The organism is Neptuniibacter sp. (genome assembly GCF_024231755.1).
Taxonomy (GTDB): Bacteria; Pseudomonadota; Gammaproteobacteria; order Pseudomonadales; family Balneatricaceae; genus Neptuniibacter.
The window spans coordinates 39,353-63,718 of the sequence record NZ_JAAEQH010000061.1 but is presented as its reverse complement, the minus strand read 5'-3'; the positions used below and the strand labels follow the sequence as shown (position 1 = coordinate 63,718).

Below are 24,366 nucleotides of genomic sequence, written 5' to 3'. Positions count from 1 at the left end.
TCCGTAGTCAGAAACAGTGTGGCTGCTTGCCTCGAAAGCCGCCAAATTTAATCTACTTACAATGCGCACATCCTATGCGCCCTCTGTCAGTATCACATTCACATCAGCGCAGCTCTGTCTTAGCTCTTTCCAGGGTTTATACTCTTCCGACTCATACCAACGCTTAAACTGCTCAATACTCGGAAACTCATGCAGCACCATCAGGTTATTTGGCCACTCCCCTTCCAATACCTCGCCTAGATCACCTTTAACCAGAAATTTTCCGCCGTACTGATCTACTGTCGGCACATGCCCAATGACATATTCTTTGAATTTTTCTGGATGGTGAATCTTAACAATATTGACGATGCAGTATGCTTTTTTCATTGGATGCCTAGTGTGCTAGTGAGTATGCGGGGTTAATGTAAATGAGCTGGTTGCATATCGCACGCCATCAATTTCAAACGAAACGATAACATCTGAAGAAAAGCCTTTGCCGATCAAGAAAGATGCATCAACTCCGGTATCGCCAGGGAAAATGAAATAGTTTGTCTTATTATCGCGAATATTCACCTGACCATCTTCATCTTCATTCTTCGCCTTATTACGCACATTTAATTCCACTGTTTTATTTTCTAGCTCTGTAAATGTCACAGTGATTTGGGTGCCTAAAGGAAGATCATAGGGCGTTATCTCTTTCCAATTTGTTAACCAAAGCTCCAGATCGCCTTTGTCATCATGAAGTTTAAGCTCAACATAAGCCTCAATCCCGTCGAGCCCCCAGAGCGGCTTCTCTATTCCTGCATGCGGTGTTTTATAGTCATGCTTATGTGAATGACTCTGACCGTCTGCATGGGTATGTGGATGATCATGATTGCTACCAGCTGAAACAAAACTAGTCTGAACTGCAAGAATGGTAAAAAGCACGGTGCTATGTAGGTTTTTCATGATTTTCGTGAGCCTTGTGAAATAAGTCGCCTGGAGCGTCCAGCGATTAGCAGGAGATTTTCAACCTTTAAGGATGAAGCGAAGCTGAATAAATCCACTTAAGCGACTGGCACCTACAATCAGCACGTTTCGCTTCATATGATTATCCCTGATGTGCCAAAGAGCTCTGCATCATGTTATGAGGATACATAATCAGTCTGATACTCTTCGGTCGGCTCGAAGGACTGAACAATATCTATATTTACACCGTTAGGGTCCTGGAGACAGAAATGACGTTGCCCCCAATCCTCGGAGCGCAGCTCAAGCACAATATTTAGTGATTTAGATTTTGCTTCATTGAAAGCCGCATCTGCGTCTGTAACTTCCAAGCTAAAAATAACACCTTCACCACTGTATGGTTTTTGGAATATTGGAGGCTGGGTAGGTTGATCAGGCAATAGGAATCCTACCTGAACTCCCGATTTTGAAATCAAGTGGATATACCAATCACCCGCAAAGATAACGTCAAAGCCAAGATTCTCTGTATAGAATGACTTGGCTGCATCTAGGTTCTCAACCGTAAATACAGGAAATGAGCTTATTGGTTCGATCATGTGCAACTCCATTTTCAGCTAACATCAACATTTGAAACTGGATTGAAGATAAGGGTTCCAGGGTTCTATGCCCTTTATATCCTCTCTTAATGGATATTCATCCCTTCTTTCCAGCCTAAGTCCCACTCTTTTGCTAAAGAGGGTTCTATACCAGAATATGGATTCGAAGCTCTAAGTTTCCCCTCTTTACCAGCAGAATACCCCTCTCGCCATGCTTTACCTAGTTCGGCTCTACTCATCATTTACTATCCCTGTTTAAAGATGTTTTTTGTGCTAGTTAAAGGGCTCTAACCCTCTAACGCCTAGCAGCCGCTCATTAATAGGGCGGCTTGTTTTACTTGTTATATATTGAATCATTGTGATTCATTTTCATCTCGCACTGTTACAGTTAAATTGCCAGCTGAATCGGTTGCTACATTGAATATGATGGGCTTACAGCACACTTGGCAGTCTTCAATATATTCGTCCCCGACTTCCTGTATATCTATAAGTACGTCAATTGCTTCGCCGCAATAGGGGCATAAGACTGTGTGTTCTTCTAGTGACTCCATTAGCTTTCGTTCTGCCTCGTGCTCATAACGCCAAGGCAATTGGACCTCCAAAAGCGTGATTCGCTTACGCAACCACGCTTTTTCGGCTAATTGACCGCCTTGTTATGGTTTATACGACGGTAGAAACCTCTAAAAATGCACTTTGATTGGGTCGTTTGGGCACCCCAGCACGTGAATATCTGCTTCTAAGTCGTAGTTTTCAAAAGAAGCAAACTCTTTTTGGGCTTGTTTTAAGGTAATCGCCGCAACTTTATCAGTTTGCTTGATAAGCTTGTTTTTCATGTTTTCCATCCCTGTGTCTGCACTCGCATATATTAGAGATAGGCATTCAGGTAAATAGTATTCCTCGAACACGGATTCTGCTCTGTAATTTATATCCGGAAGTCGATCCAAATCGCTGTCAACTATAACTCCATATGTGCGCTCTTTCGAAAAGCCATCACTTTTTTCTAGCGCCTCAATAAATCGAAACCAGCCATATCTTTCTGGATTGAACTTGTCATTTGTCAAAAAGACAAGGCGGGGCCATTGGAGAATACTTATTGACTCTCCTTTTTTAAGTTCACCACTACTATCGATATCTTGCTCGATACTCAAGCAGGCCGTAACACATATGAGATTCTCGCCAAATTTTTCATGGCTTGTATCGATCGCCAAATATCGATCATACACAGTCTCCTTGGGTGTAAAACTGACAGTTCCACCAGGATGATTCGTTTCACGCAATATCTTAGGTTGTTTTCCTTCTCGGGTGTAACCTGCCCCAATACTTATCTGATTTTTACTTGAAAGTTCTCCAGAAGAATTCCGAAACTCTAAAGTCTCTTCAGCTTTGTTCCAGGCGATTTCTGTGTTTTCCTTGAGGATAACCTTATAAATTAACTGCCGATCTTTCATCGTGTAATACCATAACGCCCAAGCCTGTAGGGCGACTTTTGATGTTTTTTGTTATGTTTTAAGGTTGGCATGACGGCAATAACTCCAAAACTAGTATGCTTGCAACCAAACAAAGAATTGCAATTCCAGCATAGGCTTTCCATTTCCTGCCTTTTTCATTCAAATAACGATTTGTTACTAATGGATGAAGTGGTCCCAGTATTTCTAAAAGAACCCATTTACCTTTCTCTGGTTTTGTTTCATTTGAGAAAACAACAAAACCTGTAACGATGACTACAAGGATTGATAAAACAAAACCTACCGTAAAAACTTGCTCTATCAATGGATCACAATTAAAAGCCAACATAGTAAGGACCTAAAGAAACATAACGCTTACAGCAGTTGAGCGCATTGCGCGTCAACTGCCTGTTTTTGTTAAATTTTTTACCTGTTTCACTGCTAAAACAATGGACGCCATAACAGCAGAAATTTCTAAAACTATAAAATTCCATGTTTCGAGCCAGTCTCCAAATTCTAGCAGTGTAATATTGCAGCTATCCAGACGACTTACGCACTCTGCGCTAATTGAGTGAGGTATGACCCACACCTCAATGAATAAAGTTGCCAACCACGAAAGAGAGATTGCCACCAGCAGACAAAAATAGCTCTTTAATAAGCCTAGGAAACCTGATCTAACCTTTGCGGAGGCGATCCCCAAGTAACACCCCAGTCCAACAAGAAAAGGCCAACCATATAAACAAAGTAAGATTGAAACTGGCATCTAACCATCCCTGGACATTTAACAGCTAAATATATGACAGATTGACGCAATTAATTACGACAATTTGACATATATCTCCGTAGAGAAAAATTAAGAGAGAGCTTTAGGTATTTGAAATTCATAAGCTTTCCTTGCCTGAGGTTTTCTCCTTCATGGAGAAAATTACACTTTTGTCCTGCTATCCTTGCACAACCCATTCACAGATAAAATGCTGGATAAAAAAACAGCATAAGGATGTACTATGTCTTCTCCCTTTATGCAGGCTATTCGTGAGCATCTTCGAGCCCGTCATTACAGCAAGCGTACAGAGCAAACATACATATATTGGATTTTAGGATATATCCGCTTCCACAACCGAGCTCACCCAAGCAATCTATCGGCTGACCATATTGTTCAATACCTCGAGCATTTAGCAATTACTCAGAAAGTTACCCCTTCGACTCAGAAGACCGCTTTAAACGCATTGATGTATTTGTATAAGAGGTTTCTTAACTGGGATCAGGCGTTGCTTGAATTGGGTGATTTTCATCGCGCGAAGACTCCTAAGAAAATTCCGGTTGTCCTTAGTAAAGAGGAAATCAAATCAGTGTTTGCCCTGCTTCAGGGTGAATACCTATCTTGCGAAAATATGATGTATGGATCTGGCCTTCGCGTAATGGAAGTATGTCGCCTCAGGGTTAAGGATATAGATTTTGAAAGACTGACTGTTGCAGTAAATGACGGCAAAGGCAGAAAAAACAGGATCACTACATTGTCCGAGTCTTGTGTGGCTGATCTTAGAAGGCAGCTAGATATATGCAGGGCTTATTTTCAGGAAGATAATCAAGCAGAGCGATGGGATGGAGTATATCTGCCTTATGCACTGGCAAAGAAATACCCTAATGCCCCTTTTGAATTTTCATGGCAATACCTATTCCCTGCCCGACAGCGTACGCTTGATAATCGTGAGGGAAAAGTTAGGCGTCACCATATCTATGACCGCACCCTTCAGCGAGCGGTGAAAAAGGCGGCATTAGAGGCAGGAATAAACAAACCGGCCACTTGCCATAGCTTTCGGCATAGCTTTGCAACTCACCTATTAGAGCGAGGCGCAGACATTAGAACTGTTCAAGAGCAGCTGGGACATTCTGATGTGCAAACTACGGAGATCTATACCCATGTTCTCAATCGGGGAGGACATGCAGTTAAAAGCCCACTTGAGGATTTATAAACATAAAAAAAACACGCCCGAAAGCGTGTTTTTTATGTAAGACAGGCTTTAGATCAGATCTCTGTTTTGCCGCCCATGTAAGGCTGCAGTGCTTCCGGCACCTGAATCTTACCGTCAGCAGTCTGGTAGTTTTCCATTACTGCTAGCAGTGTACGGCCTACCGCCAGGCCTGAGCCGTTCAGTGTGTGAACCAGTTCTGGCTTGCCGGTTTCTGGGTTTCTCCAGCGAGCTTTCAAGCGGCGCGCCTGGAAGTCGGTCATGTTGGAGATAGAAGAGATCTCACGGTATTTATCCTGGCCTGGCAACCACACTTCGATATCGTAGGTTTTTGCTGAGCTGAAGCCCAGATCGCCACCACACAGCGTTACTACACGGTATGGCAGGTTCAGTTTCTGCAGGATAGCTTCTGCATTGTTAGTCATCTGCTCCAGTGCATCCCAAGATTTAGAAGGCTCTACTACCTGAACCATCTCAACCTTTTCGAACTGGTGCTGACGAATCATGCCGCGAGTGTCTTTACCAGAGGAGCCTGCTTCAGAGCGGAAACAAGGCGTGTGTGCAGTAAATTTGATCGGTAGCTGGTCAGCTTCAACGATCTCGTCACGAACAACGTTAGTTACTGGCACTTCTGCAGTTGGGATCAGGTAATACTGGCGATCACCGAACGGTACTTTAAACAGGTCTTCACCGAATTTAGGTAGCTGACCCGTGCCACGCAGGCTGTCTTCGTTAACCATGTAAGGAACGTAAGCTTCCGTGTAGCCATGTTCTTCAGTCTGGACATCCAGCATAAGCTGGATCAGGGCACGGTGCATTTTAGCTAGCTTGCCAGTCATTACAGAGAAACGAGCGCCAGTTAACTTCGCCGCAGTTTCAAAGTCCAGCTCGCCACTGTTCTCACCCAGAGCAACATGGTCCTGTGGCTCAAAATCAAACACACGTGGCGTACCCCAGCGGCGTACTTCAACGTTATCTTCTTCGTCTGCACCTTCAGGGACTTCTTCGTGAGGAATGTTAGGTACGCCAGACAGCAGATCTTCCAGGTTGTCCTGTACTGATGAGAGCTCAGCTTTAGCTGCATCCAGCTTGCTACCCAAATCTGCAACTTCTGCCAGCAGAGGCTGAATATCTTCGCCTGCTGCTTTTGCTTTACCGATACCTTTGGAACGGGTGTTACGCTCGTTCTGCAGGTTCTCTGTATCGACCTGCAGTTGCTTACGCTGATTTTCCAGTTCTACGAACTGTTCAACTGGGAATTCAAAACCTTTTTTCTTTAGTAGCTGTGCAACTTCTTCAGGATTTGCACGAACAAATTTTGCGTCAAGCATGAGCTTTTAAAACACCTTATCTCAGATTAAATACCAAGGATTAAAACAAGCGTGTGATCCACAGGCCGCCGTAAAGCGCGACCAGACATAAAAGGACGCTTAATAATATATAAATCGCTGCCGACATAACATGCCCTTCTTGCAGCATTGCGATAGTTTCCATCGAAAAAGTGGAAAAAGTGGTGAATGCACCCATAAATCCAACCATTAGAAGTGGCCGCATCTCTGGGCTAAGTTTGGATTTCTCAAGAATCAGTACAAAGCAGACACCCATCAGGAAAGAACCAAGTACGTTACAAGTCAGCGTGCCATAAGGAATTTTGTAAGCAGCATTGTTCAGCAAGCCACTCATCCAATAGCGACCCATGGCTCCTAAAGCACCTCCAATGGCAATTGCGATCAGATGTTGCATGCTAGCACTTTCCCTTTTCTAGGACTTATCGTCAGCGTATCGGCGCTGTGGACTTTGCATATCCAGATTCTTTAGATGGCGAAGCTTTTCGCCAATTTTTAGTTCCAAGCCTCTGCTTTCCGGATGGTACCACTGTTGTTCTGCAATTTCCGGTGGAAGATAACATTCCCCTGCGGCGTAGGCATCTGGTTCGTTATGAGCATAACGGTATTCATCGCCATAGCCCATCTCTTTCATAAGGCTGGTCGGCGCATTCCTTAAATGTACGGGTACTTCATAGCTGGGCTGAGCTTTAACGTCAGCCATGCATTGATTAAATGCCTGATACAGCGCATTACTTTTAGGTGCACTAGCACAATACACAGCAGCTTGAGCTATCGCGCGCTCACCTTCTGCTGGTCCTACGCGTTCAAATGCGTCCCAGGCAGACAGTGCAACCTGCATCGCTCGCGGATCAGCGTTGCCAATATCTTCCGATGCGATAGCGACAAGCCTGCGCGCCACATAAAGCGGATCGCAACCGCCGTCTAACATTCGGCAATACCAGTACAGCGCACCATCGGGAGATGAGCCACGAACCGATTTATGAAAAGCAGAGATCATGTCATAGAAAAGATCACCCTGCTTATCGTAGCGACGGCCACTAGAGCGCAGTACTTCTTCTAGGACCTGTTCATTAATCAGCTCGTTGCCGTCGGCTTGCTTTTCGGCAAGATCGGCTGCTATCTCAAGCAGGTTTAAGGAGCGGCGGGCGTCACCATCTGCAGCCTGAGCCAATCGGTTTAACATCTCGTCAGAGATATTTAGCTGTCGATCTCCTAACCCTTTTTCAGAATCATTTAAGGCCCGTTGTAGCACTTCCAGAATGTCGCTTTCATCAAGCGAACGAAGCAGATAAACACGGGCGCGGGAAAGCAGTGCGTTGTTTAGCTCAAACGATGGGTTTTCTGTGGTCGCACCAACAAAAATGATGGTGCCATCTTCAATATAGGGTAGAAATGCATCCTGCTGGGATTTGTTAAAGCGGTGTACCTCATCAACAAATAAGATGGTTTTACGACCGCTCTGCGCTGAATGTTGTTTCGCTTGCTCAACTGCTACCCGTATATCCTTAACACCGGAAAGTACGGCAGACAACGTGATGAAATGCGCATCCACATGATGAGCTATCAGCTTGGCTAGTGTGGTTTTACCTACACCGGGAGGTCCCCAGAAAATCATTGAGTGAGCAGAACCCTGCTCGAGTGCGGTACGAAGTGGTTTCCCCTCACCCAGAAGATGGGTTTGACCATAGTATTCTGCTAACGACAATGGCCGCATTTTCGCGGCCAAAGGTTCATATGCAGGAGCTTGGGAAAACAGATCCACCTTAACCCTCAATATCCACTATCAGATCAGCATCTGCAGGAACTCTGAAATAGAACGTTTCTGCATCTAGCCCCGGATTCAGTTGTTGTTCGTAGAAAACTACCGATGTTCTCTGTCCGAGCGCATCTTCCAGCATCAGTTCTGAAATCACGTTATCCGCAAATGCTAAACGGATCTGGCTGAAACTATGCTGTTCAGTGATGGGGGTTAGATCAAAGATCTGCTCTGAGCCTGTATCTTCAACCAAACGAATTTTGTAAGTTTTCTGCAGCTGCCCAATCTGGCCGTTCAGAATCAGGGCTGGTGCACTGCCCTGCTGAGAATCAGCAGCTCTCTGTGTTACCTGCTCTAGATCAGGGTCGTAGATCCAGATGTATTTGCCATCCGAAACAATCTCTTGCGGAAATGGCATCTGCGTTTCCCAACGGAAACGATTAGGCTTTGCTAATTGTAATGTGCCTTCTGTTTTCTGTGCTTCACGGCCATTGTCAGCCAGTGTTACTTGCTGAAATTTTGTTGAAAACTGCTCGTATCCCTGTAGTAACTGTTCCAGCTTTTTCGCACCTGTTTCAGCAGATGCGACCGCTGAAAGTGTTAACAAGATCACGCCGAATAGAGCTTTGAATGATGAAAGAACCTTATCCATTAATTACATCTCTCCGTTGGCATTTGGTGCCAGTACTTCCCGCTGCCCATTGCTACCTGCCGGGCTGACCACTCCTGCCATTTCCATCGCTTCTACCATTCGCGCTGCGCGGTTGTAACCAATTTTTAGTTTGCGCTGCACGCTGGATATCGATGCTTTGCGGGTTTCCAGTACAAATGCCACTGCTTCGTCATAGAGTGGGTCTTGCTCATCATCGAACAGTGAACCTGAACCTCCGCCGTCTGAAAGAGTTTCTCCTTCAGTTATTTCGGTGATGTAGTCTGGTGTGCCTAGTTTCTTCCACGCTTCAACAACCCTGTGAACCTCATCATCGCTCACAAATGCGCCATGAACACGGTTCGGCAAGCTTGTGCCAGCTGGCAGATAGAGCATGTCACCCCAGCCCAGCAGATGCTCAGCACCGGATTGATCCAGAATAGTTCGTGAGTCGATACGGGACGAAACCTGGAATGCGATACGGGTTGGGATGTTGGCCTTGATTAGGCCTGTGATGACATCAACCGATGGTCGCTGTGTGGCCAGAATCAAATGTATCCCCGCAGCACGAGCTTTCTGGGCGATACGCGCAATCAATTCTTCTACTTTCTTGCCGACGATCATCATCATATCGGCAAACTCATCAATCACAACAACGATATATGGCAGCGGTTCCAGTTCCGGTGCAGGTGTACCAAAAGGCTCACCATGCTCTTCCGGATTCCAAAGTGGATCACGCAGAGGATCGCCATTCTTACGTGCTTCTTCGATCTTGTCGTTAAAGCCTGCAAGATTACGCACACCCATCTTAGCCATTAAACGATAGCGGCGCTCCATCTCCCCTACGCACCAGCGCAGTCCCGAGGCCGCGTCTTTCATATCCGTGATAACAGGAGTCAAAAGATGAGGAACACCTTCATAAATAGAAAGCTCCAGCATCTTAGGGTCAACCAGGATTAGTCGCACTTCGTCAGGTGTCGCTTTAAATAAAAGCGATAGTAGCATCGCATTCACACCTACCGACTTACCTGAACCCGTTGTGCCGGCAACCAACAAATGAGGCATTTTTGCCAGATTGGCTACAACAGGGTTACCAGCAATATCATTACCTAAACCGATAGTGATTTTTGAGGCGGCTGACAGGTATGGCTTGGAACTTAATACCTCGCTTAGATGAACAGTCAGGCGCGTTTCATTAGGAATCTCGATACCTACTACGGATTTGCCTGCAATGACCTCTACAACACGAACGCTGCTGACGGCCATGGAACGTGCAAGGTCTTTGGCCAAGTTGGTAATCTTACTGGCTTTGACGCCTGGTGCCGGCTGAATCTCAAATCGGGTAATTACAGGACCAGGGTTAACTTCTACTACCTCTGCTACTACGCCAAAGTCTTTAAGCTTGGCTTCTAGTAACCGAGACATCTGCTCCAATTCATCTGGAGAGTACCCAGTGTTTGTATTGAGTTCGGGAGGATCCAGAAGATCAAGTGGCGGTATAGATCGTTTAGGCTTACGCTTAGGTGCCTCTGCCGCTTCATCTAAGCCCAACTCAGTGTCCTGCATTGGCTTGTGAGTCTCGGAAAGCGGTACGATTTTGACCTGCGGTTTGTCCTGAGCAGTAGTTTTGGCATCAATGAATTCAGGAGCTGACGAAGGCTCGAAAGGCGCGATGTCAGCCGTTTTTGCTGCAACTGGCACCTCGGGCGCGGCTTTATGAATGACATTAGGTGTGGCTTCAGGGCTCGAGGTCTGTTCAGTTGAGCGCATCGAACTTATAACAGGAATCTCAGATAGTTTTTCTTCAAGCTCAGATTCAGGTACTGATTCAGCTGCAGGCTGAGAATAACTCTGTTCGACTTTGAGGGTGTTCTCTTCAGGGTTCTGGTCAAATAGTGAAGGTTCAACTTTATCTTTGACGAGTGGTGGTGCTTGTTCAGAAACACCTTCTTCCATTAGGTCGCGACGGAATGAGTCTTCGGCCTCTCTTAGTTGTTCCTCAGAAAGGTTAAGCGCTTCAACTTTCTTACCTTCAGGTAACACCTTCTGGCTACCGTCTACAACAGACTCGCCCATATATTCGAGTAGTCCAGCCCAGCCCATTTCTAATAGAAGAGTCAGGCCGAACAGAAGCAGAGTGAACAGTGCTACGGAGCTGCCTACAATGCTGAACCAGGAAACAGACCAGTCAGAGATAGCTTCGCCAACAATTCCACCACTGGTAAACGGGAATTCCATCGCAGAATTAGAGATATGTGTGGCACACAGAGAGCAAAAAGCGATTAGCAGGATAATGCTGCCGGTGGTGCGAAGAATAAAATAGGGTATGGCATCAATCACTTTATGTTCTTTATGAAACATAAAGCGAATAACGGGATATAGAACAAGCACTGGAACTAGATATGCGCCTAACCCCAATACAGAGATAAACAGATCAGCCAGCCAAGCACCTGCCGGTCCGGTAAAATTACTGACTTCAGGTTGATACCCCAAATGAGACCAGCCTGAGTCTTTGGGGTCGAATCCTAGTAGCGCTACAAATAAAAAAACACAGAGGGCAATCGTGATGATCAGGAAGGATTCACGACTAATTCTTGCCAATAACTGAGAAAAACTTAAACGCTGTCCGTTATCGGTCACACTCAAGGTTGGAGCTCCATCAAAATTTAACAAAAAAGCTGGGGCAACAATAACATAAATTACCTAAACGCTGTTGATGAGTTGCAAGGAATAATCCATAGTTAGCTAACAAAGATCGAATAACTGGATGTAACTTCATGTCGTTGTCTAATTTACATACAGAAACCAGTCGAGCGCTCACTTTTTCAATTGGTGATAGCCTCTTCGGCATTGATGTAAGCCACATACTCTCTTTCTCTGATAGTTACGGAGAAATCAAGTACGCAACTCAGAATGTGGAAGGATTTATTGGCTACCTGGACTTCAGAAACACGCTGGTAAGAGTATTTGAATGCGCAACGGCACTTTCGCAAAACAAAGAGCGAGATGAGTTACTGAAACTGGTTGGGGAAATTAAAACCTACCAACAAGCTCATATCGATTGGGTTAACGCCCTAGAACATTCGATTATGACTGACGAGCCATTCACAAAGCCACGTAACCCAAGAATGTGTGCTTTTGGTCAGTGGTTCTATAGTTTTGAAACCGATGATGAAGGCCTGCGTACGCTACTCGATAAAATCGAATTGCCGCACATGCATATCCATTCCCTTGCAGACAAGTTACTGGATATGACTGCTGCTGGCCACCGTGATCAGGCTGTCGAAGAGCTTCGGATCGAGAAGCAGACAACGCTGAAAAAGCTACTTCGAGTGCTCGATTACATTACCGACTATCTGAACAACAGCATTCATCCAATTGTCCTGCACCTTACTCAGGATGGCAGAACGCCTTGGTTCTCCCTTGTGCTGGACGATATCGGGGATATTATCGATTATTCCGCTGTTTCTATGGATAAAGTTAAGTCTATGGATCGAGCTGAACCTATTGAGGGTTATGTTCGTGACCCTTCCGGCATCAATTTCATGATGCTTTCTCTGAACAAGTTCTACAATCAGATCAACGATAAAGTGAATCTGGCGGGTTGATAAAGTAGCACCCGCCCCCATCTCTTTATAATCAATTTATTTAACGGATTTATTTTTTATTACCATGAGCGACGTACAACATCACAGCCTGATCATTCTAGGCAGCGGCCCTGCGGGCTACACAGCAGCTGTTTATGCTGCACGAGCTAACCTGAAACCGGTTGTTATTACAGGCATGCAGGCCGGTGGTCAGCTAACCACAACGACCGATGTAGATAACTGGCCGGGCGATGTTGATGGCGTTCAAGGCCCTGAGTTAATGCAGCGCATGCAGGCTCATGCAGAACGATTCGACACGGAGGTAATCTTCGATCATATCAATGAGACTGATCTGCAGAACCGCCCTTTCCGCCTGAAAGGTGATATGGGTGAGTACACATGTGACTCTTTGATTATTTCCACTGGTGCTTCAGCGCAGTACCTGGGTCTTCCATCTGAAGAAGCATTTGCCGGAAAAGGTGTATCTGCATGTGCGACTTGTGACGGTTTCTTCTACCGTGGCCAGAAAGTTGCGGTTGTTGGTGGTGGTAACACCGCTGTTGAGGAAGCGTTGTACCTTTCCAATATTGCAGAAGAAGTAACGCTGATCCATCGTCGTGACAGCCTGCGTTCTGAAAAGATCCTGCAGGATAAGATTCTGGAGCGTGCTGAAAACGGTAATATCAACATTATCTGGAACCACACGCTTGATGAAGTTCTGGGTGATGAAACTGGCGTAACGGGTGTTCGCCTAAAGAGCACTCAGGATGATTCCACCCAGGAACTGGATCTGGCGGGTGTATTTATCGCAATCGGTCACAAACCTAACACTGATATTTTCCAGGGCCAGCTTGAAATGAAAGATGGTTACCTGAAGATTCAGTCTGGTCTGGAAGGTAATGCTACTCAGACGAGTGTCGAAGGTGTCTTTGCTGCAGGCGATGTTTGCGATCATATTTATCGTCAGGCAATCACTTCAGCTGGCTTCGGCTGCATGGCTGCGCTTGATGCAGAGCGCTTCCTGGATGATCTGAATAAATAAATGTGAGGGCGGAGATCATCGCAAGATCTCCGCTTTTTTATGATCCCCTGGCTGCAATACAGTACAGAACCCTTCCCTCCTATTGACCATGCCCTGGATGACCCAAATGGCCTACTGGCTGCCGGCGGCGATCTTACTTCTACGCGCCTGATCTCTGCGTATCGTTCCGGAATTTTTCCTTGGTATAGTCCTGGCGAACCCATCCTTTGGTGGAGCCCTAATCCCCGTTGCGTAGTCAAACCAGATCAAATCCACATATCAAGAAGTATGCGTAAGCGTTTGAAAAAAAAGGATTACGCCGTTTGTTTTGATCGTAACTTTCCGGCTGTAATTGAGGCATGCTCATCCCCGCGGGATGATGATGGTGGTACCTGGATTACTGAAGAGATGAAGCAGTCATATTGTGACCTTCACAATAAAGGCATTGCCCACTCCGTTGAGGTTTATATTGATGGAGAGCTTGTGGGCGGCTTGTATGGTTTGGCGATGGGGAAACTATTTTTTGGCGAATCAATGTTTAGTCGCGCCAGAGATGCATCAAAAATCGCATTTATAAAAATGGTCGAACAGCTGCGAATCTGGGGCTATGCTTTAATAGACTGCCAAGTTAGTAATGACCACCTCTTCAGCTTAGGTGCCGAAGAGATTTCAAGATCTGAGTTTCAGAACTACTTAACTCTGTATCTAGATGAAGAAACAGAGCATAGCTGGCAGTTTGATGAGTAAAATATAGGTCAGGCAGGAATACAGTGACAAACCTCCGTACTCTACATTTTTACGCAACACCTGAGCACGATTGCAGTTACTTACCTGATAAAACTGCTAAAACGCTGTTTGTTGATCCGCATGCTGAGATCAGCCAGTCTGCTTACAGCCAGTTGTCTGACATGGGCTTTAGGCGTAGCGGTAAGCATATCTACCGCCCCCATTGCGAAGATTGCCAGGCTTGCATCTCGGTAAGAATTCCTCTTGCTATCTACAAAATGAGCAAGAGTCAAAAGCGAGTGATGAGTAAAAACAAAGACCTGACCGTAAAACGCTGCAAGCCATGTTTTACTCAGGAGTATTACACTTTGTACTCCCGCTATATCAATGAGCGCCACCAGGATGGAGATATGTACCCTCCAAGCCTGGATCAATTCACCTCATTTCTAGTTGAAGGTGAAGAACAGACTTACTTCTTTGAGTTCAGGGATCAGAATGACCAGCTGGTTGCGGTCAGTGTTGTTGATATGCTGGATCAAGGCTTATCCGCTATATACACTTTCTATGACCCGTCCCTCGACAAGCGCAGTCTAGGCACTTTCTGTATCCTTTGGCAGATAAAATACAGTATCGAGCAAGGCTATCAGTATCTTTATCTGGGCTACTGGGTAAAAAGCTGTCGCAAAATGAGCTACAAGATTGCTTTCAAGCCATTTGAGCTGCTGATTGATGGTCATTGGACGCTGATTCAGACCGATCGAAAATAAACATCAGCTAAAAGCAGATAAATCCCTCTAATGCTATATTTATCTTTGATATACATGGTTATTTCAGGCACAATACCGCGCAATTATACGGCCCAGATGTCTGGAGACCACAAATCAAGGTAAAGTATTAATGGCAAAAGAAGATAGCATTGAAATGGAAGGCACCGTAGTTGATACGTTGCCAAACACTATGTTCCGCGTTGAGCTGGAAAACGGTCACGTTGTAACAGCGCACATCTCCGGTAAGATGCGTAAGAACTACATCCGCATCCTGACTGGCGACAAAGTTAAGGTTGAGCTGACTCCTTACGATCTAAGCAAAGGTCGTATCGTTTACCGCGCGCGTTAATATTCGCTTCTTCTTCTGTTTTGCAGAAAGTAAAAAGGCAGCTAATCAGCTGCCTTTTTTGTTGCTTGGTTGGAGGCGTGTCCCACGCCGAATGATTATAGAGCTACCCCTCAGCAATGCTGCTCAGAGGTAGTCTTTCGCGGTGAGGGCACCGCTCATACTAATCAAACACAGCTATTCATCGGTTCAACCTGCAACTCACCGTCTTCATCAACAGTGATTGCAACTTCACCACCCTCTTCTGCCAGCTCCCCGAAAAGAATCATCTCTGCCAGAGGCTTTTTCAGTTTTTCCTGAATCAGGCGTTTCATTGGGCGCGCGCCCATCTGCTCATCATAGCCTTTTTCCGCAAACCAACCGCGAGCCGCTTCATCAAGGTGTAGTACCACATGCTTCTCGTCCAGCTGCACTTGCAGTTCTGCGATAAATTTATCAACAACACCTTTAATAATATCGACGGTGAGCGATTTGAACTGAATAATGCCATCGAGACGGTTACGGAATTCAGGAGTAAACATCTTACGAATAGCCGCCATGCCATCAGAAGCATGATCCTGTTTGGTGAAACCAATTGATGCGCGACTCATGTCCTCAGCACCAGCATTGGTGGTCATAACCAGGATCACATTTCGGAAATCAGCTTTACGACCATTGTTATCAGTCAATGTGCCGTTATCCATCACTTGAAGGAGTAGATTGAACACTTCAGGGTGTGCTTTTTCTATCTCATCAAGCAAGAGAACACAGTGAGGTGATTTAGTGATCGCTTCCGTCAGCAAACCGCCCTGATCGTATCCAACATAACCCGGAGGCGCACCGATAAGGCGTGAAACCGTATGACGTTCCATATACTCAGACATATCAAAACGAACCAGCTCAATCCCCATGATTCGCGCTAGCTGTGCTGTTACCTCAGTTTTACCGACACCGGTAGGTCCGGCAAACAGGAAACAGCCTACAGGCTTGTCAGGCTCTTTAAGGCCTGCTCGTGACAGCTTGATAGCTGAGGATAGCGTATCAATCGCCTCATCCTGACCCAATACAACCATTTTCAGGTTGCTGTCGAGCTTAGCCAGCTGCGTCTTATCGGATGCAGACACGCTTTTCGGTGGAATGCGAGCAATTTTGGCTACGATCGCCTCAATATCCGTGACCTCGATCTCTGATTTGCGCAGTTCTTGCGGAAGTAAGCGCTGATATGCGCCCGCTTCATCAATCACGTCTATTGCCTTGTCCGGCATATGCTTATCATTGATATAACGTCCAGCCAGTTCTGCTGCCGCTTTGAGTGATTCATCTTTGTATGTAATTTCATGATGCTCTTCAAAGCGCTGCTTCAGTCCTTTAAGGATAGAGTATGTATCCTCGATGCTTGGCTCTAAAACATCCACTTTCTGGAAGCGGCGTGCCAACGCACGGTCTTTTTCAAAGATGCCGCGAAACTCCTGGAAAGTTGTAGAGCCGATACAGCGAATCTGACCGGAGCTCAATAATGGTTTGAGCAGGTTTGATGCATCCATAGAGCCACCAGATGCAGCGCCTGCACCGATAATTGTATGGATCTCATCGATAAAGAGAATTGCGTGATCTTTGCCTTTAATTTCATTAAGTAGGCCTTTAAGGCGTTTCTCAAAGTCACCACGGTATTTGGTGCCGGCTAATAGCGCACCAAGATCCAGCGCATATACAACTGATTCGCTGATTATTTCAGGTACTTCGCCCTCAACAATCAGTTTTGCGAGGCCTTCAGCGATCGCTGTTTTACCTACACCTGCCTCACCTACTAGTAGAGGGTTGTTTTTGCGGCGACGGGAAAGAATCTGAACCACCCTTTCCACTTCGGAATCACGTCCAACCAAGGGATCAATACGCCCCTTTTCTGCTTCGACGTTTAAATTGATCGAATATTTGATCAGTGGGCTGTCATCGTTTTCTTCAGCAAGCCCCTCATTCTCGAGAGGTGTTTCTGAATGCTCATGCTCACTCTCTGAAATTTTACTAATTCCATGAGAAATGAAATTAACTGTGTCTATGCGTTCAATACCATGCTGCTGCAGGATATACACTGCCTGGCTTTCTTGTTCACTAAAGATGGCTACCAACACATTTGCGCCGGTAACTTCATTCTTTCCAGAGGATTGAACGTGAAATACTGCTCGCTGTAATACGCGTTGAAATCCAAGTGTGGGCTGCGTATCAAGATCAGGCAGTGTTTCAGATAATAGAGGAGTTGTTTCTTCTATAAACTCTATAAGGTTTTTACGAATACCGTCAAAATTCGCCCCACAAGCAGACAGGACCTCATGCGCCTCATAATTATCCAATAAGGCTAACAATAGGTGTTCGACAGTAATAAATTCATGTCTCTTTTCCTTTGCGGCCTGGAAAGCTGCACTGAGCGTGTCTTCGAGTTCTCGGTTTAACATAACGCTTCCTCTTCAGACTTTCTCGACTTCACATAGCAGTGGATGGTTATTATCTCTCGCATATTGATTAACTATAGCTGCTTTTGTCTCAGCCACATCACGAGTGAAAATTCCGCATACACCTTTACCTTGGGTATGGACAGCCAGCATAACCTGCGTAGCTTTTTCCTGATCCATACTAAAAAACATCATTAACACTGCCACTACAAAGTCCATCGGCGTGTAATCATCATTCATTAATACCACTCGATACATTGATGGTCGCTTAACTTCTGGCTCTGCTTCTTGAGTTGCAACGCCGTGATCATGCTCAAACTCATCACCATGATCTTCATTAGACATGTGGATAGAGTAACGTTCAAAATTAACACTCATTTAATTATCTTCTGGAATTTACTACAATTAACTAATGAACAGTGATTGTACACTTGTCACACTTTTAGTCTCAGGTGCTATAATCACACTTAGCAGGATAGGTAAGACCCTCGTTGTACCTGCATCATTGAGAACAACCTTTAGCCTCTATTCTAGCAGGTTAAGGGATGCGCGTTCAGGTTCGCAATCCAAATGTAGTACTGGAGACGGGAGTTAGTTATGCAGACAGGGAAAGTAAAGTGGTTTAATAATTCGAAGGGTTACGGGTTTATCCTGTCCGACGAACATGAAGAAGATCTCTTTGCTCATTATTCTGCGATTGACGTAGATGGTTATAAAAGCCTTAAGGCTGGGCAGTCTGTGGAATTTGATACGCAGCCGGGACCAAAAGGAACCCATGCAGTTCAGATAAAGCCGCTCGAAAAACAATAAAAACAGGAATAAACATTCAAGGACCGAAACTAATGCAGTAAGAACAAAAAACCAGCCAGCCAGCTGGTTTTTTTGTTTAAGTAACATTTTTTTGAATTAGGTGCGGAGCAGACCTGAATCTGCCCCGGCGAGAATAGCGAGCTACATCTGCTCTATGATCGCATCACCAAATTCCGAGCTAGATAGTAGCTCCGCTCCGTCCATTAAGCGCTCAAAATCATAAGTTACAGTTTTAGCGGCGATAGCTCCGTCCATACCTTTAATTATCAGATCTGCTGCTTCAATCCAGCCCATGTGACGCAACATCATCTCTGCGGACAGTATCAATGAGCCTGGGTTTACCATGTCTTTGCCTGCATATTTAGGTGCAGTGCCATGGGTTGCCTCAAAAATAGCAACGCTATCTGAAAGATTAGCCCCTGGAGCAATACCTATACCGCCAACTTCTGCTGCGAGAGCATCTGATAGGTAGTCACCATTCAAGTTGAGCGTGGCTACCACATCATACTCTGCAGGACGCAACAGTATCTGCTGTAACATCGCATCTGCGATCACATCTTTAACAATGATCTGTTTACCCGTGTTTGGGTTGTTGAAGGTCATCCACGGACCTCCATCGAGTAATTCAGCACCAAATTCTTCTTTTGCAAGCTCGTAGCCCCAATCTTTAAATGCTCCCTCTGTGAATTTCATGATGTTGCCCTTATGGACAAGGGTCATAGAATCACGATCATTATCAACACAGTACTGTAAGGCCTTGCGAACCAAACGCTTGGTGCCCTCCTCCGATACAGGTTTAACCCCGATACCACACATCTGATCAAATCGGATTTTGGTAACACCCATCTCCTCTTTGAGGAACTTAATCACTTTATCTGCCTCAGGGGTTCCCGCCTTCCACTCAACGCCAGCATAAATATCCTCAGAGTTTTCACGGTAGATAACCATGTCGACATCCTGCGGATTAATGACAGGACTGGGTACGCCTTTAAACCAACGCACAGGGCGCTGACATACATAAAGATCCAATTCTTGGCGTAAAGCTACATTAAGGGAGCGGATACCACCTCCTACAGGGGTGGTTAAGGGGCCTTTAATGCCTACAACAAACTCTTTAAAGGCTTCAAGTGTCTCGTCTGGTAGCCAGGTATCTTGATCATAAACCGAGGTTGCTTTCTCGCCCGCATAAACCTCCATCCATGAGATTTTTTTTGAGCCGCTATAAGCTTTTTCTACAGCAGCATTTACTACATTCAACATTGGCGGTGTAACATCGACACCAATGCCGTCGCCCTCGATATAAGGGATAATAGGATTGTCTGGAACATTAAGGGAAAAATCTTCGTTGACGCTGATCTTCTCACCAGCAGGAACAGTGATATTCTTGTATCCCATGTATAACTCCATCTACGCAGCAGAATGTTATTATTTTTATAGAAGAGCCTATGGACAGGCTTCTCAGTCAGTATAGAACAGCCTAAGCAAAGATGTAGCAAAACTACAAAGAGATTTAATGTCGAAAATTCTTTTATTTAACAAACCTTTTCAGGTACTTACCCAATTCACCAGTGATGATGGCAAAGCTACTTTGGCTGATTATATTGATCACCCAGGTTTTTATGCTGCGGGTAGATTGGACTACGACTCAGAAGGTTTGCTCATCCTTACTGATGAAGGCCCTCTTCAGCACTACTTGGCAAATCCTAAGTTTAAAATGGAGAAAACCTACTGGGCTCAAGTTGAGGGGGCTGTAACTGAAGAAGCATTGTCTGCTCTACGCAAAGGAGTAGAGCTTAAAGATGGCATGACTCGCCCAGCAAAAGCTCAATTGATTAATGAGCCAGATATCTGGGAGCGTAATCCTCCTATTAGGGAAAGAAAGAACATTCCTACAAGTTGGATAGAACTAAAAATCAGTGAAGGTAAAAACCGGCAAGTACGTCGTATGACGGCAGCCGTTGGTTTTCCAACTCTCAGGTTAATCAGATATGCGATTGGAGAGTGGACTATTGATCAGCTTCAGCAAGGGGAAAGTCAGCTACTGGATGTTCAGATCAATATACCAAAGAAGCCCTCTTCACCTTCAAGGCGGAGCACCAAACACTCGAACTCCTCCAACAGGCATAACTCTAGGCATAATTCTAGACATAGTGACTCGAGAGAGAAAACCCCTAGGGGGCGAACAAACAACCGCTAAGCGAGTGAATTTATACAAAGCATTGCTGTATATTTTCTAAAACTCTATGGAATACTGAGAAACAAGGATTCTTTTCATGGCGCAGGTAGGACCATTAATAGACACCCTTAAGCGGGAATTAAAGGCTCAAGGGAAAACTTACATAGATGTTGCCGAAGCGCTGGACCTCAGCGAGGCTTCTGTTAAGCGTCTGTTTGCAGAAAAGAACTTTACCCTACAGCGACTAGAAAGCATCTGCGACATGCTTAACCTAGAACTGTCTGAACTTGTCCAAAAGATGAGCAAGACTCAGCGACATCTAACTCAGCTTACCCGCGATCAGGAAAAAGAGATTGCAAATGACCTGATACTACTGCTGGTCACCGTCAGCGTTATCAGTGGAATGACTTATCAAGACATCCTTAATGTCTATGACATCCTTGAAACAGAGTGTGTGCAGAAACTTGCTAAGCTAGACCGACTAAAGATTATTGATCTGCTTCCCGGCAACCGGGTTAAGCTTCTGGTCGCTCCCAACTTTCACTGGCTACCCAACGGCCCTATACAGCAGTTTTTCCAACAGAAGGTCGAACAGGATTTCTTTAGCTCTCGCTTTGATAAATCTAATGAAAAACTGATAGTTACCAATGCCATTCTGACTGATAGCTCTAATGCTCGATTGCAGAAAAAGATGGAGCGTTTAGCAGCAGAATTTAATGAGCTTATGCAGGAAGACCATTCAGCACCCAATAACAAAAAACACGGTACGACCATGGTGCTGGCAATCCGCCAGTGGCAATACTCTTTATTTAAAAAAATCTCTAAGTAGTCCCGCACTCTTGGGGATGATCTTTGCCGAGTAAAACTAAGCCCTTGCCGCTCTATTGCCGCCTGTATATAACAAAACAACATTCTTTAATCAGATTCTGACCGCCTTACACAGCGCAACCAATTAAAAAAAGCCAAAAAAGCGGATGGCTTTTGAAATAGCGCCCCCAACACAAACGATTGGAATGATAACTGCATGATTTCTCGTATTACTTAGCCTGATGCCGCTTTTTTTATGGATGGGCAATTAGAACATTTCGAGCCATTTAGCATAAGGAAAATGCGATGCAGATATCATTATCAACAATTTTGCCTAATACCTCACCGGGAAAAATACATTCGCATAATGCCACGAGAGCGGAAGCTCAAGAACTGATACAGGAAGGGCTGGTTGGAGAATTTAGTACGGCCTTAAATGTTATCTCCGAAGAAACTATTGATGAGTTTCGCTTCACTCAATGGAGCGAGCAGGCAAACAGTCAGTGGTGGGCGTTAATGTCTGAAGGAGAAGCCGGTAAGGAAGCTGCTCAGCATTTACAGGAGATGGTTTCAACTCGTCGTAGCCATGCTTCAAATTATCTTGATGACTATTTTACCCTTTCGAATAAATTAGCCGAACTGCTACAAGATGACTATCCAGTTTCCGCTGAACTCGATCAACTACTTGATAATGTTGATGCAGGACGCGAACCGCATATAAATATGGACGGTAGCGAACTACCGAAATCAGACAAACTTAATCAATTTTGGCAGGAACACCAGTCTGAAATACTAGAGATGACTGCCCATTATGATCAGTTAAAAGCGATGCCTAATACCTTATCTGAGTGGTTAGATTCAGAGAAGGTGGAGCGTTCAAGCGAAGTAGATCGAATTATCGACAAACACCGTTATAGCGGCCTGAGTGGCTCTCACCAAACTTCTGCTGCACTTGCTGAAAGCGCCCAGACAAAATTAAACCGTTATGGTGATGGTGAAACCCTCTCGAGCGAAGGCTCCCTACCTGTTTTTAACGATCTCTTTTCACCCCATCAGGCTTGGGGTGGTGACCAATCAGCTACAACTGATTTAATGCAGAGATCGCTGGAAATGGCCCTGCGTATTGGTGATGCCCGATCTCTGAATCATGCTGTTGCCAGCAAAATGATGCATGATGAAAAGGCCGGATTGGTAACAGCCTATCAAACGCTATATCAGCCCATAGAGGCTGCATTTTATGAAAAACTGGCAGATCTCCAGCCGAATTTTAGTTTGCAGGATCTTTTGGAGAACATAAAACAAGAGCTTCCCGCAGGACAAAGTGGCGATTCATTACACCCTCAAGCAGATTTAATACAAGCATTTGCAGATACATATAAACAAAGCTTGGATGCTATTGCTGATAAACAGCATCAATTAGATAACTTTCCAAAAACGCGCTTTGAATGGCAAGAGATCGATAGTAACAGGCAACGTGTAGAGCAAGCCGTATACCTGCAGTATGGTATCGAGCCGTGGGAAACTGGCCCTAATGCACGCTTATTGCGTGAAAGTTTGTGGGAGCAAGGGTTATACAATTTTGAGGGCCAGAGTCGAGAAATCCAACAGCAGATGATTGATGAGGTTACACAGCGTGCAGAGCGGCTTGAAAGAAAGCTATTTGAATCTGTTCTTGGCCAACCATTACAAGGGCTAGATCTAAACGCCATTGTTGAAAACTTCAGATTCAATCGCCCTGCTGGCTCTTTGCAAGACGGAAGTATCCATCCAAGCCACGCCTCTCTTGAGCAGTTTCTGATATCTAATCAGGACGAGATTATCCGGTATATTGACTCTGCCTGGCTATTAGGCGAACAAGAAAACCTCGCTATGATTGATTACCAACACTGGATGACGAGTGATCGGGCAGAACAATATGCTGAAACGCTAGTTAGCCTTATCCAAGAGAGCCGCGAAGCGCTCAGTCTGGATGAGCTTTTTAAAGTATAAAAACTGTGTGCGCTAATCCGTACAGCCTAATTTAGGCGTTGTCCTGATTGGCGCCAACTACTTAAAGCGAGACTCCGGATGTATCACTATCTTAAGCATTCGTATCCAAAGCAACTATACCGACACTAACTGTCCCGAAAGTAAGTATGATTTAAGGGAGGGAGACAGCTTTGAGCGACGGCAATCAGGCAACTGCATTGCCTTTACTGGTAACTGTTACCTGCCCTTCTTTTATGAATGACAACTCAACCTCGGGATAGCTACGATTGTCACTTAAAAGATGGCTGTACTTATCAATTACGGCATCAATTTCGGCTTTAGTTGCAGCCTTTTCCATTTCCTGATGGTACGGCTCTAATTCCTTAAGCGCAGCAAGATGTGAAGCAAGTGCATTCACTGTACTAAGCTCCCTAGCTATAGCAGGCTCTTCTTTGAGCGCTTGCTTTAGCTGGTCTGCATAGGGGTAATCAGCAGGGAGAACTACCTGGCCTGCGTAATCGTAGCGAATGGTTTCAGGCGCTTCTGGAATATCATGCCGTGAGAGAAATTCAGGAAAGATTTTCGATAAATGATCCTGAAGTACTGAGACATTTTGAGTGTTGGGCAGAAGCACGCTATCAAGATCCAAAAGACTCGCCTCATGAGCAGGCTTAGGCTCGAAATAACTATCAAGATCATACTCTCTATCCCCACCCGCAGTACTTAAAGTATAAACAGAGTTTGACTCATTAAGGCGCTTAGCCTCTTCAGATACAGAGATATCTTTGCCGTTAACGCTCTCTGAGCGGCCAATAGTTGCCGCCTGAAGAGCCTCCTGTTGAGCCTTTTGCTCAGCGCCTGTAACGCCTGATAGCTGATTTTGAGTGTGATTCGCTTGGATATACATGCTTTTTACACCGTCCCTGATTGATCTTAGAAGTCATTGGTTTGCCGTCGTTTCTGTACAGCAAACTCTGGGCCAAGGCGTCCACTTTGCCAAGTATTGTATTTTGATACTTACGGCGCATTAATCTGAAACCTGA

Annotated in this window: 27 protein-coding genes; 10 read left to right on the top strand and 17 right to left on the bottom strand. The window is 45.1% G+C overall.

Annotated elements, in window-relative coordinates; all coding sequences use genetic code 11:
* Nucleotides 1–72: 72 nt before the first annotated feature.
* The 8 genes from GY843_RS02495 to GY843_RS02460 all read right to left on the bottom strand — a co-directional run bounded on the left by GY843_RS02495 (nucleotide 73) and on the right by GY843_RS02460 (nucleotide 3,728).
* A complete protein-coding gene (locus GY843_RS02495) occupies nucleotides 73–366 on the bottom strand; it encodes a DUF1330 domain-containing protein (RefSeq protein WP_297306168.1) in 294 nt (97 codons plus the stop codon).
* 15 nt (nucleotides 367–381) lie between these two features.
* Nucleotides 382–927: a hypothetical protein gene (locus GY843_RS02490; RefSeq protein WP_297306166.1), complete on the bottom strand. Its 546-nt coding sequence runs from the start codon at nucleotides 925–927 to the stop codon at nucleotides 382–384.
* Between the two features lie 176 nt (nucleotides 928–1,103).
* Complete coding sequence (locus GY843_RS02485) at nucleotides 1,104–1,520, bottom strand: VOC family protein (RefSeq protein ID WP_297306164.1); 417 nt, start codon at nucleotides 1,518–1,520, stop codon at nucleotides 1,104–1,106.
* Nucleotides 1,521–1,606: 86 nt separating this feature from the next.
* Nucleotides 1,607–1,762: a hypothetical protein gene (locus GY843_RS02480; protein ID WP_297306162.1), complete on the bottom strand. Its 156-nt coding sequence runs from the start codon at nucleotides 1,760–1,762 to the stop codon at nucleotides 1,607–1,609.
* 111 nt (nucleotides 1,763–1,873) lie between these two features.
* Entirely contained in the window at nucleotides 1,874–2,071 is a 198-nt protein-coding gene (locus tag GY843_RS02475; RefSeq protein ID WP_297306159.1) for a CPXCG motif-containing cysteine-rich protein, read from the bottom strand.
* 129 nt (nucleotides 2,072–2,200) lie between these two features.
* Nucleotides 2,201–2,968 carry a hypothetical protein gene (locus tag GY843_RS02470; RefSeq protein WP_297306157.1) on the bottom strand — a complete coding sequence of 256 codons (768 nt, stop codon included), beginning with the start codon at nucleotides 2,966–2,968 and terminating at the stop codon, nucleotides 2,201–2,203.
* A 58-nt stretch (nucleotides 2,969–3,026) separates the two neighbouring features.
* On the bottom strand, nucleotides 3,027–3,314 hold the full coding sequence (locus GY843_RS02465) for a hypothetical protein (RefSeq protein WP_297306155.1): 288 nt from the start codon (nucleotides 3,312–3,314) through the stop codon (nucleotides 3,027–3,029).
* Between the two features lie 51 nt (nucleotides 3,315–3,365).
* On the bottom strand, nucleotides 3,366–3,728 hold the full coding sequence (locus tag GY843_RS02460) for a hypothetical protein (RefSeq protein ID WP_297306153.1): 363 nt from the start codon (nucleotides 3,726–3,728) through the stop codon (nucleotides 3,366–3,368).
* Nucleotides 3,729–3,969: 241 nt separating this feature from the next.
* On the opposite strand from GY843_RS02460, the gene GY843_RS02455 reads away from it, so the two are divergent.
* Nucleotides 3,970–4,938 (top strand): integron integrase, encoded by a 969-nt coding sequence (locus GY843_RS02455; RefSeq protein WP_297306151.1) that lies wholly within the window; start codon nucleotides 3,970–3,972, stop codon nucleotides 4,936–4,938.
* Nucleotides 4,939–4,991: 53 nt separating this feature from the next.
* Here the strand turns inward: GY843_RS02455 and serS are convergent, their stop codons facing one another.
* The 5 genes from serS to GY843_RS02430 are packed head-to-tail and all read right to left on the bottom strand — an operon-like array spanning nucleotide 4,992 to nucleotide 11,335.
* Entirely contained in the window at nucleotides 4,992–6,266 is a 1,275-nt protein-coding gene (gene serS / locus GY843_RS02450; RefSeq protein ID WP_297306149.1) for a serine--tRNA ligase, read from the bottom strand.
* A 40-nt stretch (nucleotides 6,267–6,306) separates the two neighbouring features.
* Entirely contained in the window at nucleotides 6,307–6,678 is a 372-nt protein-coding gene (gene crcB, locus GY843_RS02445) for a fluoride efflux transporter CrcB (protein WP_297306147.1), read from the bottom strand.
* Between the two features lie 18 nt (nucleotides 6,679–6,696).
* The gene (locus GY843_RS02440; RefSeq protein WP_297306267.1) at nucleotides 6,697–7,998 is read right to left on the bottom strand and encodes a replication-associated recombination protein A; all 1,302 of its coding nucleotides are present in this window, start codon (nucleotides 7,996–7,998) and stop codon (nucleotides 6,697–6,699) included.
* A gap of 49 nt (nucleotides 7,999–8,047) precedes the next feature.
* Nucleotides 8,048–8,692, bottom strand: coding sequence for an outer membrane lipoprotein chaperone LolA (gene lolA / locus GY843_RS02435; protein ID WP_297306145.1), 645 nt, complete (start codon nucleotides 8,690–8,692; stop codon nucleotides 8,048–8,050).
* A 3-nt stretch (nucleotides 8,693–8,695) separates the two neighbouring features.
* Complete coding sequence (locus GY843_RS02430) at nucleotides 8,696–11,335, bottom strand: DNA translocase FtsK (RefSeq protein ID WP_297306143.1); 2,640 nt, start codon at nucleotides 11,333–11,335, stop codon at nucleotides 8,696–8,698.
* Between the two features lie 131 nt (nucleotides 11,336–11,466).
* Here GY843_RS02430 and GY843_RS02425 point away from each other — a divergent pair, with 131 nt between their 5' ends.
* The 5 genes from GY843_RS02425 to infA all read left to right on the top strand — a co-directional run bounded on the left by GY843_RS02425 (nucleotide 11,467) and on the right by infA (nucleotide 15,139).
* The gene (locus GY843_RS02425; RefSeq protein WP_297306141.1) at nucleotides 11,467–12,297 is read left to right on the top strand and encodes a CZB domain-containing protein; all 831 of its coding nucleotides are present in this window, start codon (nucleotides 11,467–11,469) and stop codon (nucleotides 12,295–12,297) included.
* A 64-nt stretch (nucleotides 12,298–12,361) separates the two neighbouring features.
* On the top strand, nucleotides 12,362–13,318 hold the full coding sequence (trxB, locus tag GY843_RS02420; RefSeq protein WP_297306139.1) for a thioredoxin-disulfide reductase: 957 nt from the start codon (nucleotides 12,362–12,364) through the stop codon (nucleotides 13,316–13,318).
* Nucleotides 13,319–13,357: 39 nt separating this feature from the next.
* Nucleotides 13,358–14,044, top strand: a complete 687-nt coding sequence (aat, locus tag GY843_RS02415; RefSeq protein ID WP_297306137.1) for a leucyl/phenylalanyl-tRNA--protein transferase — start codon at nucleotides 13,358–13,360, stop codon at nucleotides 14,042–14,044.
* Between the two features lie 23 nt (nucleotides 14,045–14,067).
* Entirely contained in the window at nucleotides 14,068–14,790 is a 723-nt protein-coding gene (locus tag GY843_RS02410) for an arginyltransferase (RefSeq protein WP_297306135.1), read from the top strand.
* Nucleotides 14,791–14,920: 130 nt separating this feature from the next.
* Entirely contained in the window at nucleotides 14,921–15,139 is a 219-nt protein-coding gene (gene infA / locus GY843_RS02405) for a translation initiation factor IF-1 (protein ID WP_027853708.1), read from the top strand.
* A gap of 164 nt (nucleotides 15,140–15,303) precedes the next feature.
* Here the strand turns inward: infA and clpA are convergent, their stop codons facing one another.
* Together clpA and clpS are read right to left on the bottom strand one after the other, a co-directional pair.
* The gene (gene clpA, locus GY843_RS02400; protein WP_297306132.1) at nucleotides 15,304–17,565 is read right to left on the bottom strand and encodes an ATP-dependent Clp protease ATP-binding subunit ClpA; all 2,262 of its coding nucleotides are present in this window, start codon (nucleotides 17,563–17,565) and stop codon (nucleotides 15,304–15,306) included.
* Nucleotides 17,566–17,577: 12 nt separating this feature from the next.
* Entirely contained in the window at nucleotides 17,578–17,907 is a 330-nt protein-coding gene (gene clpS, locus GY843_RS02395) for an ATP-dependent Clp protease adapter ClpS (RefSeq protein ID WP_297306265.1), read from the bottom strand.
* A gap of 252 nt (nucleotides 17,908–18,159) precedes the next feature.
* On the opposite strand from clpS, the gene cspD reads away from it, so the two are divergent.
* Entirely contained in the window at nucleotides 18,160–18,372 is a 213-nt protein-coding gene (gene cspD, locus GY843_RS02390) for a cold shock domain-containing protein CspD (RefSeq protein WP_297306130.1), read from the top strand.
* A 141-nt stretch (nucleotides 18,373–18,513) separates the two neighbouring features.
* Here the strand turns inward: cspD and icd are convergent, their stop codons facing one another.
* Complete coding sequence (icd, locus tag GY843_RS02385) at nucleotides 18,514–19,767, bottom strand: NADP-dependent isocitrate dehydrogenase (RefSeq protein WP_297306128.1); 1,254 nt, start codon at nucleotides 19,765–19,767, stop codon at nucleotides 18,514–18,516.
* A 118-nt stretch (nucleotides 19,768–19,885) separates the two neighbouring features.
* Here icd and GY843_RS02380 point away from each other — a divergent pair, with 118 nt between their 5' ends.
* The 3 genes from GY843_RS02380 to GY843_RS02370 all read left to right on the top strand — a co-directional run bounded on the left by GY843_RS02380 (nucleotide 19,886) and on the right by GY843_RS02370 (nucleotide 23,344).
* Nucleotides 19,886–20,569 (top strand): rRNA large subunit pseudouridine synthase E, encoded by a 684-nt coding sequence (locus tag GY843_RS02380; protein ID WP_297306126.1) that lies wholly within the window; start codon nucleotides 19,886–19,888, stop codon nucleotides 20,567–20,569.
* A 76-nt stretch (nucleotides 20,570–20,645) separates the two neighbouring features.
* Nucleotides 20,646–21,377 (top strand): helix-turn-helix transcriptional regulator, encoded by a 732-nt coding sequence (locus GY843_RS02375; protein ID WP_297306124.1) that lies wholly within the window; start codon nucleotides 20,646–20,648, stop codon nucleotides 21,375–21,377.
* A 284-nt stretch (nucleotides 21,378–21,661) separates the two neighbouring features.
* On the top strand, nucleotides 21,662–23,344 hold the full coding sequence (locus tag GY843_RS02370) for a hypothetical protein (RefSeq protein WP_297306122.1): 1,683 nt from the start codon (nucleotides 21,662–21,664) through the stop codon (nucleotides 23,342–23,344).
* Between the two features lie 184 nt (nucleotides 23,345–23,528).
* Here GY843_RS02370 and GY843_RS02365 read toward each other — a convergent pair whose 3' ends face one another.
* A complete protein-coding gene (locus GY843_RS02365; RefSeq protein WP_297306120.1) occupies nucleotides 23,529–24,230 on the bottom strand; it encodes a hypothetical protein in 702 nt (233 codons plus the stop codon).
* Nucleotides 24,231–24,366: the final 136 nt, after the last annotated feature.

Bases quoted from the DNA above. Each gene is read 5' to 3' on its own strand.
- clpA (WP_297306132.1), bottom strand. From the start codon at position 17,565: ATGTTAAACCGAGAACTCGAAGACACGCTCAGTGCAGCTTTCCAGGCC.
- aat (WP_297306137.1), top strand. From the start codon at position 13,358: ATGATCCCCTGGCTGCAATACAGTACAGAACCCTTCCCTCCTATTGAC.
- GY843_RS02480 (WP_297306162.1), bottom strand. From the start codon at position 1,762: ATGATGAGTAGAGCCGAACTAGGTAAAGCATGGCGAGAGGGGTATTCT.
- crcB (WP_297306147.1), bottom strand. From the start codon at position 6,678: ATGCAACATCTGATCGCAATTGCCATTGGAGGTGCTTTAGGAGCCATG.
- lolA (WP_297306145.1), bottom strand. From the start codon at position 8,692: ATGGATAAGGTTCTTTCATCATTCAAAGCTCTATTCGGCGTGATCTTG.
- cspD (WP_297306130.1), top strand. From the start codon at position 18,160: ATGCAGACAGGGAAAGTAAAGTGGTTTAATAATTCGAAGGGTTACGGG.
- GY843_RS02490 (WP_297306166.1), bottom strand. From the start codon at position 927: ATGAAAAACCTACATAGCACCGTGCTTTTTACCATTCTTGCAGTTCAG.
- serS (WP_297306149.1), bottom strand. From the start codon at position 6,266: ATGCTTGACGCAAAATTTGTTCGTGCAAATCCTGAAGAAGTTGCACAG.
- GY843_RS02495 (WP_297306168.1), bottom strand. From the start codon at position 366: ATGAAAAAAGCATACTGCATCGTCAATATTGTTAAGATTCACCATCCA.
- GY843_RS02425 (WP_297306141.1), top strand. From the start codon at position 11,467: ATGTCGTTGTCTAATTTACATACAGAAACCAGTCGAGCGCTCACTTTT.
- GY843_RS02455 (WP_297306151.1), top strand. From the start codon at position 3,970: ATGTCTTCTCCCTTTATGCAGGCTATTCGTGAGCATCTTCGAGCCCGT.
- trxB (WP_297306139.1), top strand. From the start codon at position 12,362: ATGAGCGACGTACAACATCACAGCCTGATCATTCTAGGCAGCGGCCCT.
- GY843_RS02475 (WP_297306159.1), bottom strand. From the start codon at position 2,071: ATGGAGTCACTAGAAGAACACACAGTCTTATGCCCCTATTGCGGCGAA.
- GY843_RS02470 (WP_297306157.1), bottom strand. From the start codon at position 2,968: ATGAAAGATCGGCAGTTAATTTATAAGGTTATCCTCAAGGAAAACACA.
- GY843_RS02375 (WP_297306124.1), top strand. From the start codon at position 20,646: ATGGCGCAGGTAGGACCATTAATAGACACCCTTAAGCGGGAATTAAAG.
- infA (WP_027853708.1), top strand. From the start codon at position 14,921: ATGGCAAAAGAAGATAGCATTGAAATGGAAGGCACCGTAGTTGATACG.
- GY843_RS02380 (WP_297306126.1), top strand. From the start codon at position 19,886: ATGTCGAAAATTCTTTTATTTAACAAACCTTTTCAGGTACTTACCCAA.
- GY843_RS02440 (WP_297306267.1), bottom strand. From the start codon at position 7,998: ATGCGGCCATTGTCGTTAGCAGAATACTATGGTCAAACCCATCTTCTG.
- GY843_RS02485 (WP_297306164.1), bottom strand. From the start codon at position 1,520: ATGATCGAACCAATAAGCTCATTTCCTGTATTTACGGTTGAGAACCTA.
- GY843_RS02460 (WP_297306153.1), bottom strand. From the start codon at position 3,728: ATGCCAGTTTCAATCTTACTTTGTTTATATGGTTGGCCTTTTCTTGTT.
- GY843_RS02365 (WP_297306120.1), bottom strand. From the start codon at position 24,230: ATGTATATCCAAGCGAATCACACTCAAAATCAGCTATCAGGCGTTACA.
- GY843_RS02370 (WP_297306122.1), top strand. From the start codon at position 21,662: ATGCAGATATCATTATCAACAATTTTGCCTAATACCTCACCGGGAAAA.
- clpS (WP_297306265.1), bottom strand. From the start codon at position 17,907: ATGTCTAATGAAGATCATGGTGATGAGTTTGAGCATGATCACGGCGTT.
- icd (WP_297306128.1), bottom strand. From the start codon at position 19,767: ATGGGATACAAGAATATCACTGTTCCTGCTGGTGAGAAGATCAGCGTC.
- GY843_RS02465 (WP_297306155.1), bottom strand. From the start codon at position 3,314: ATGTTGGCTTTTAATTGTGATCCATTGATAGAGCAAGTTTTTACGGTA.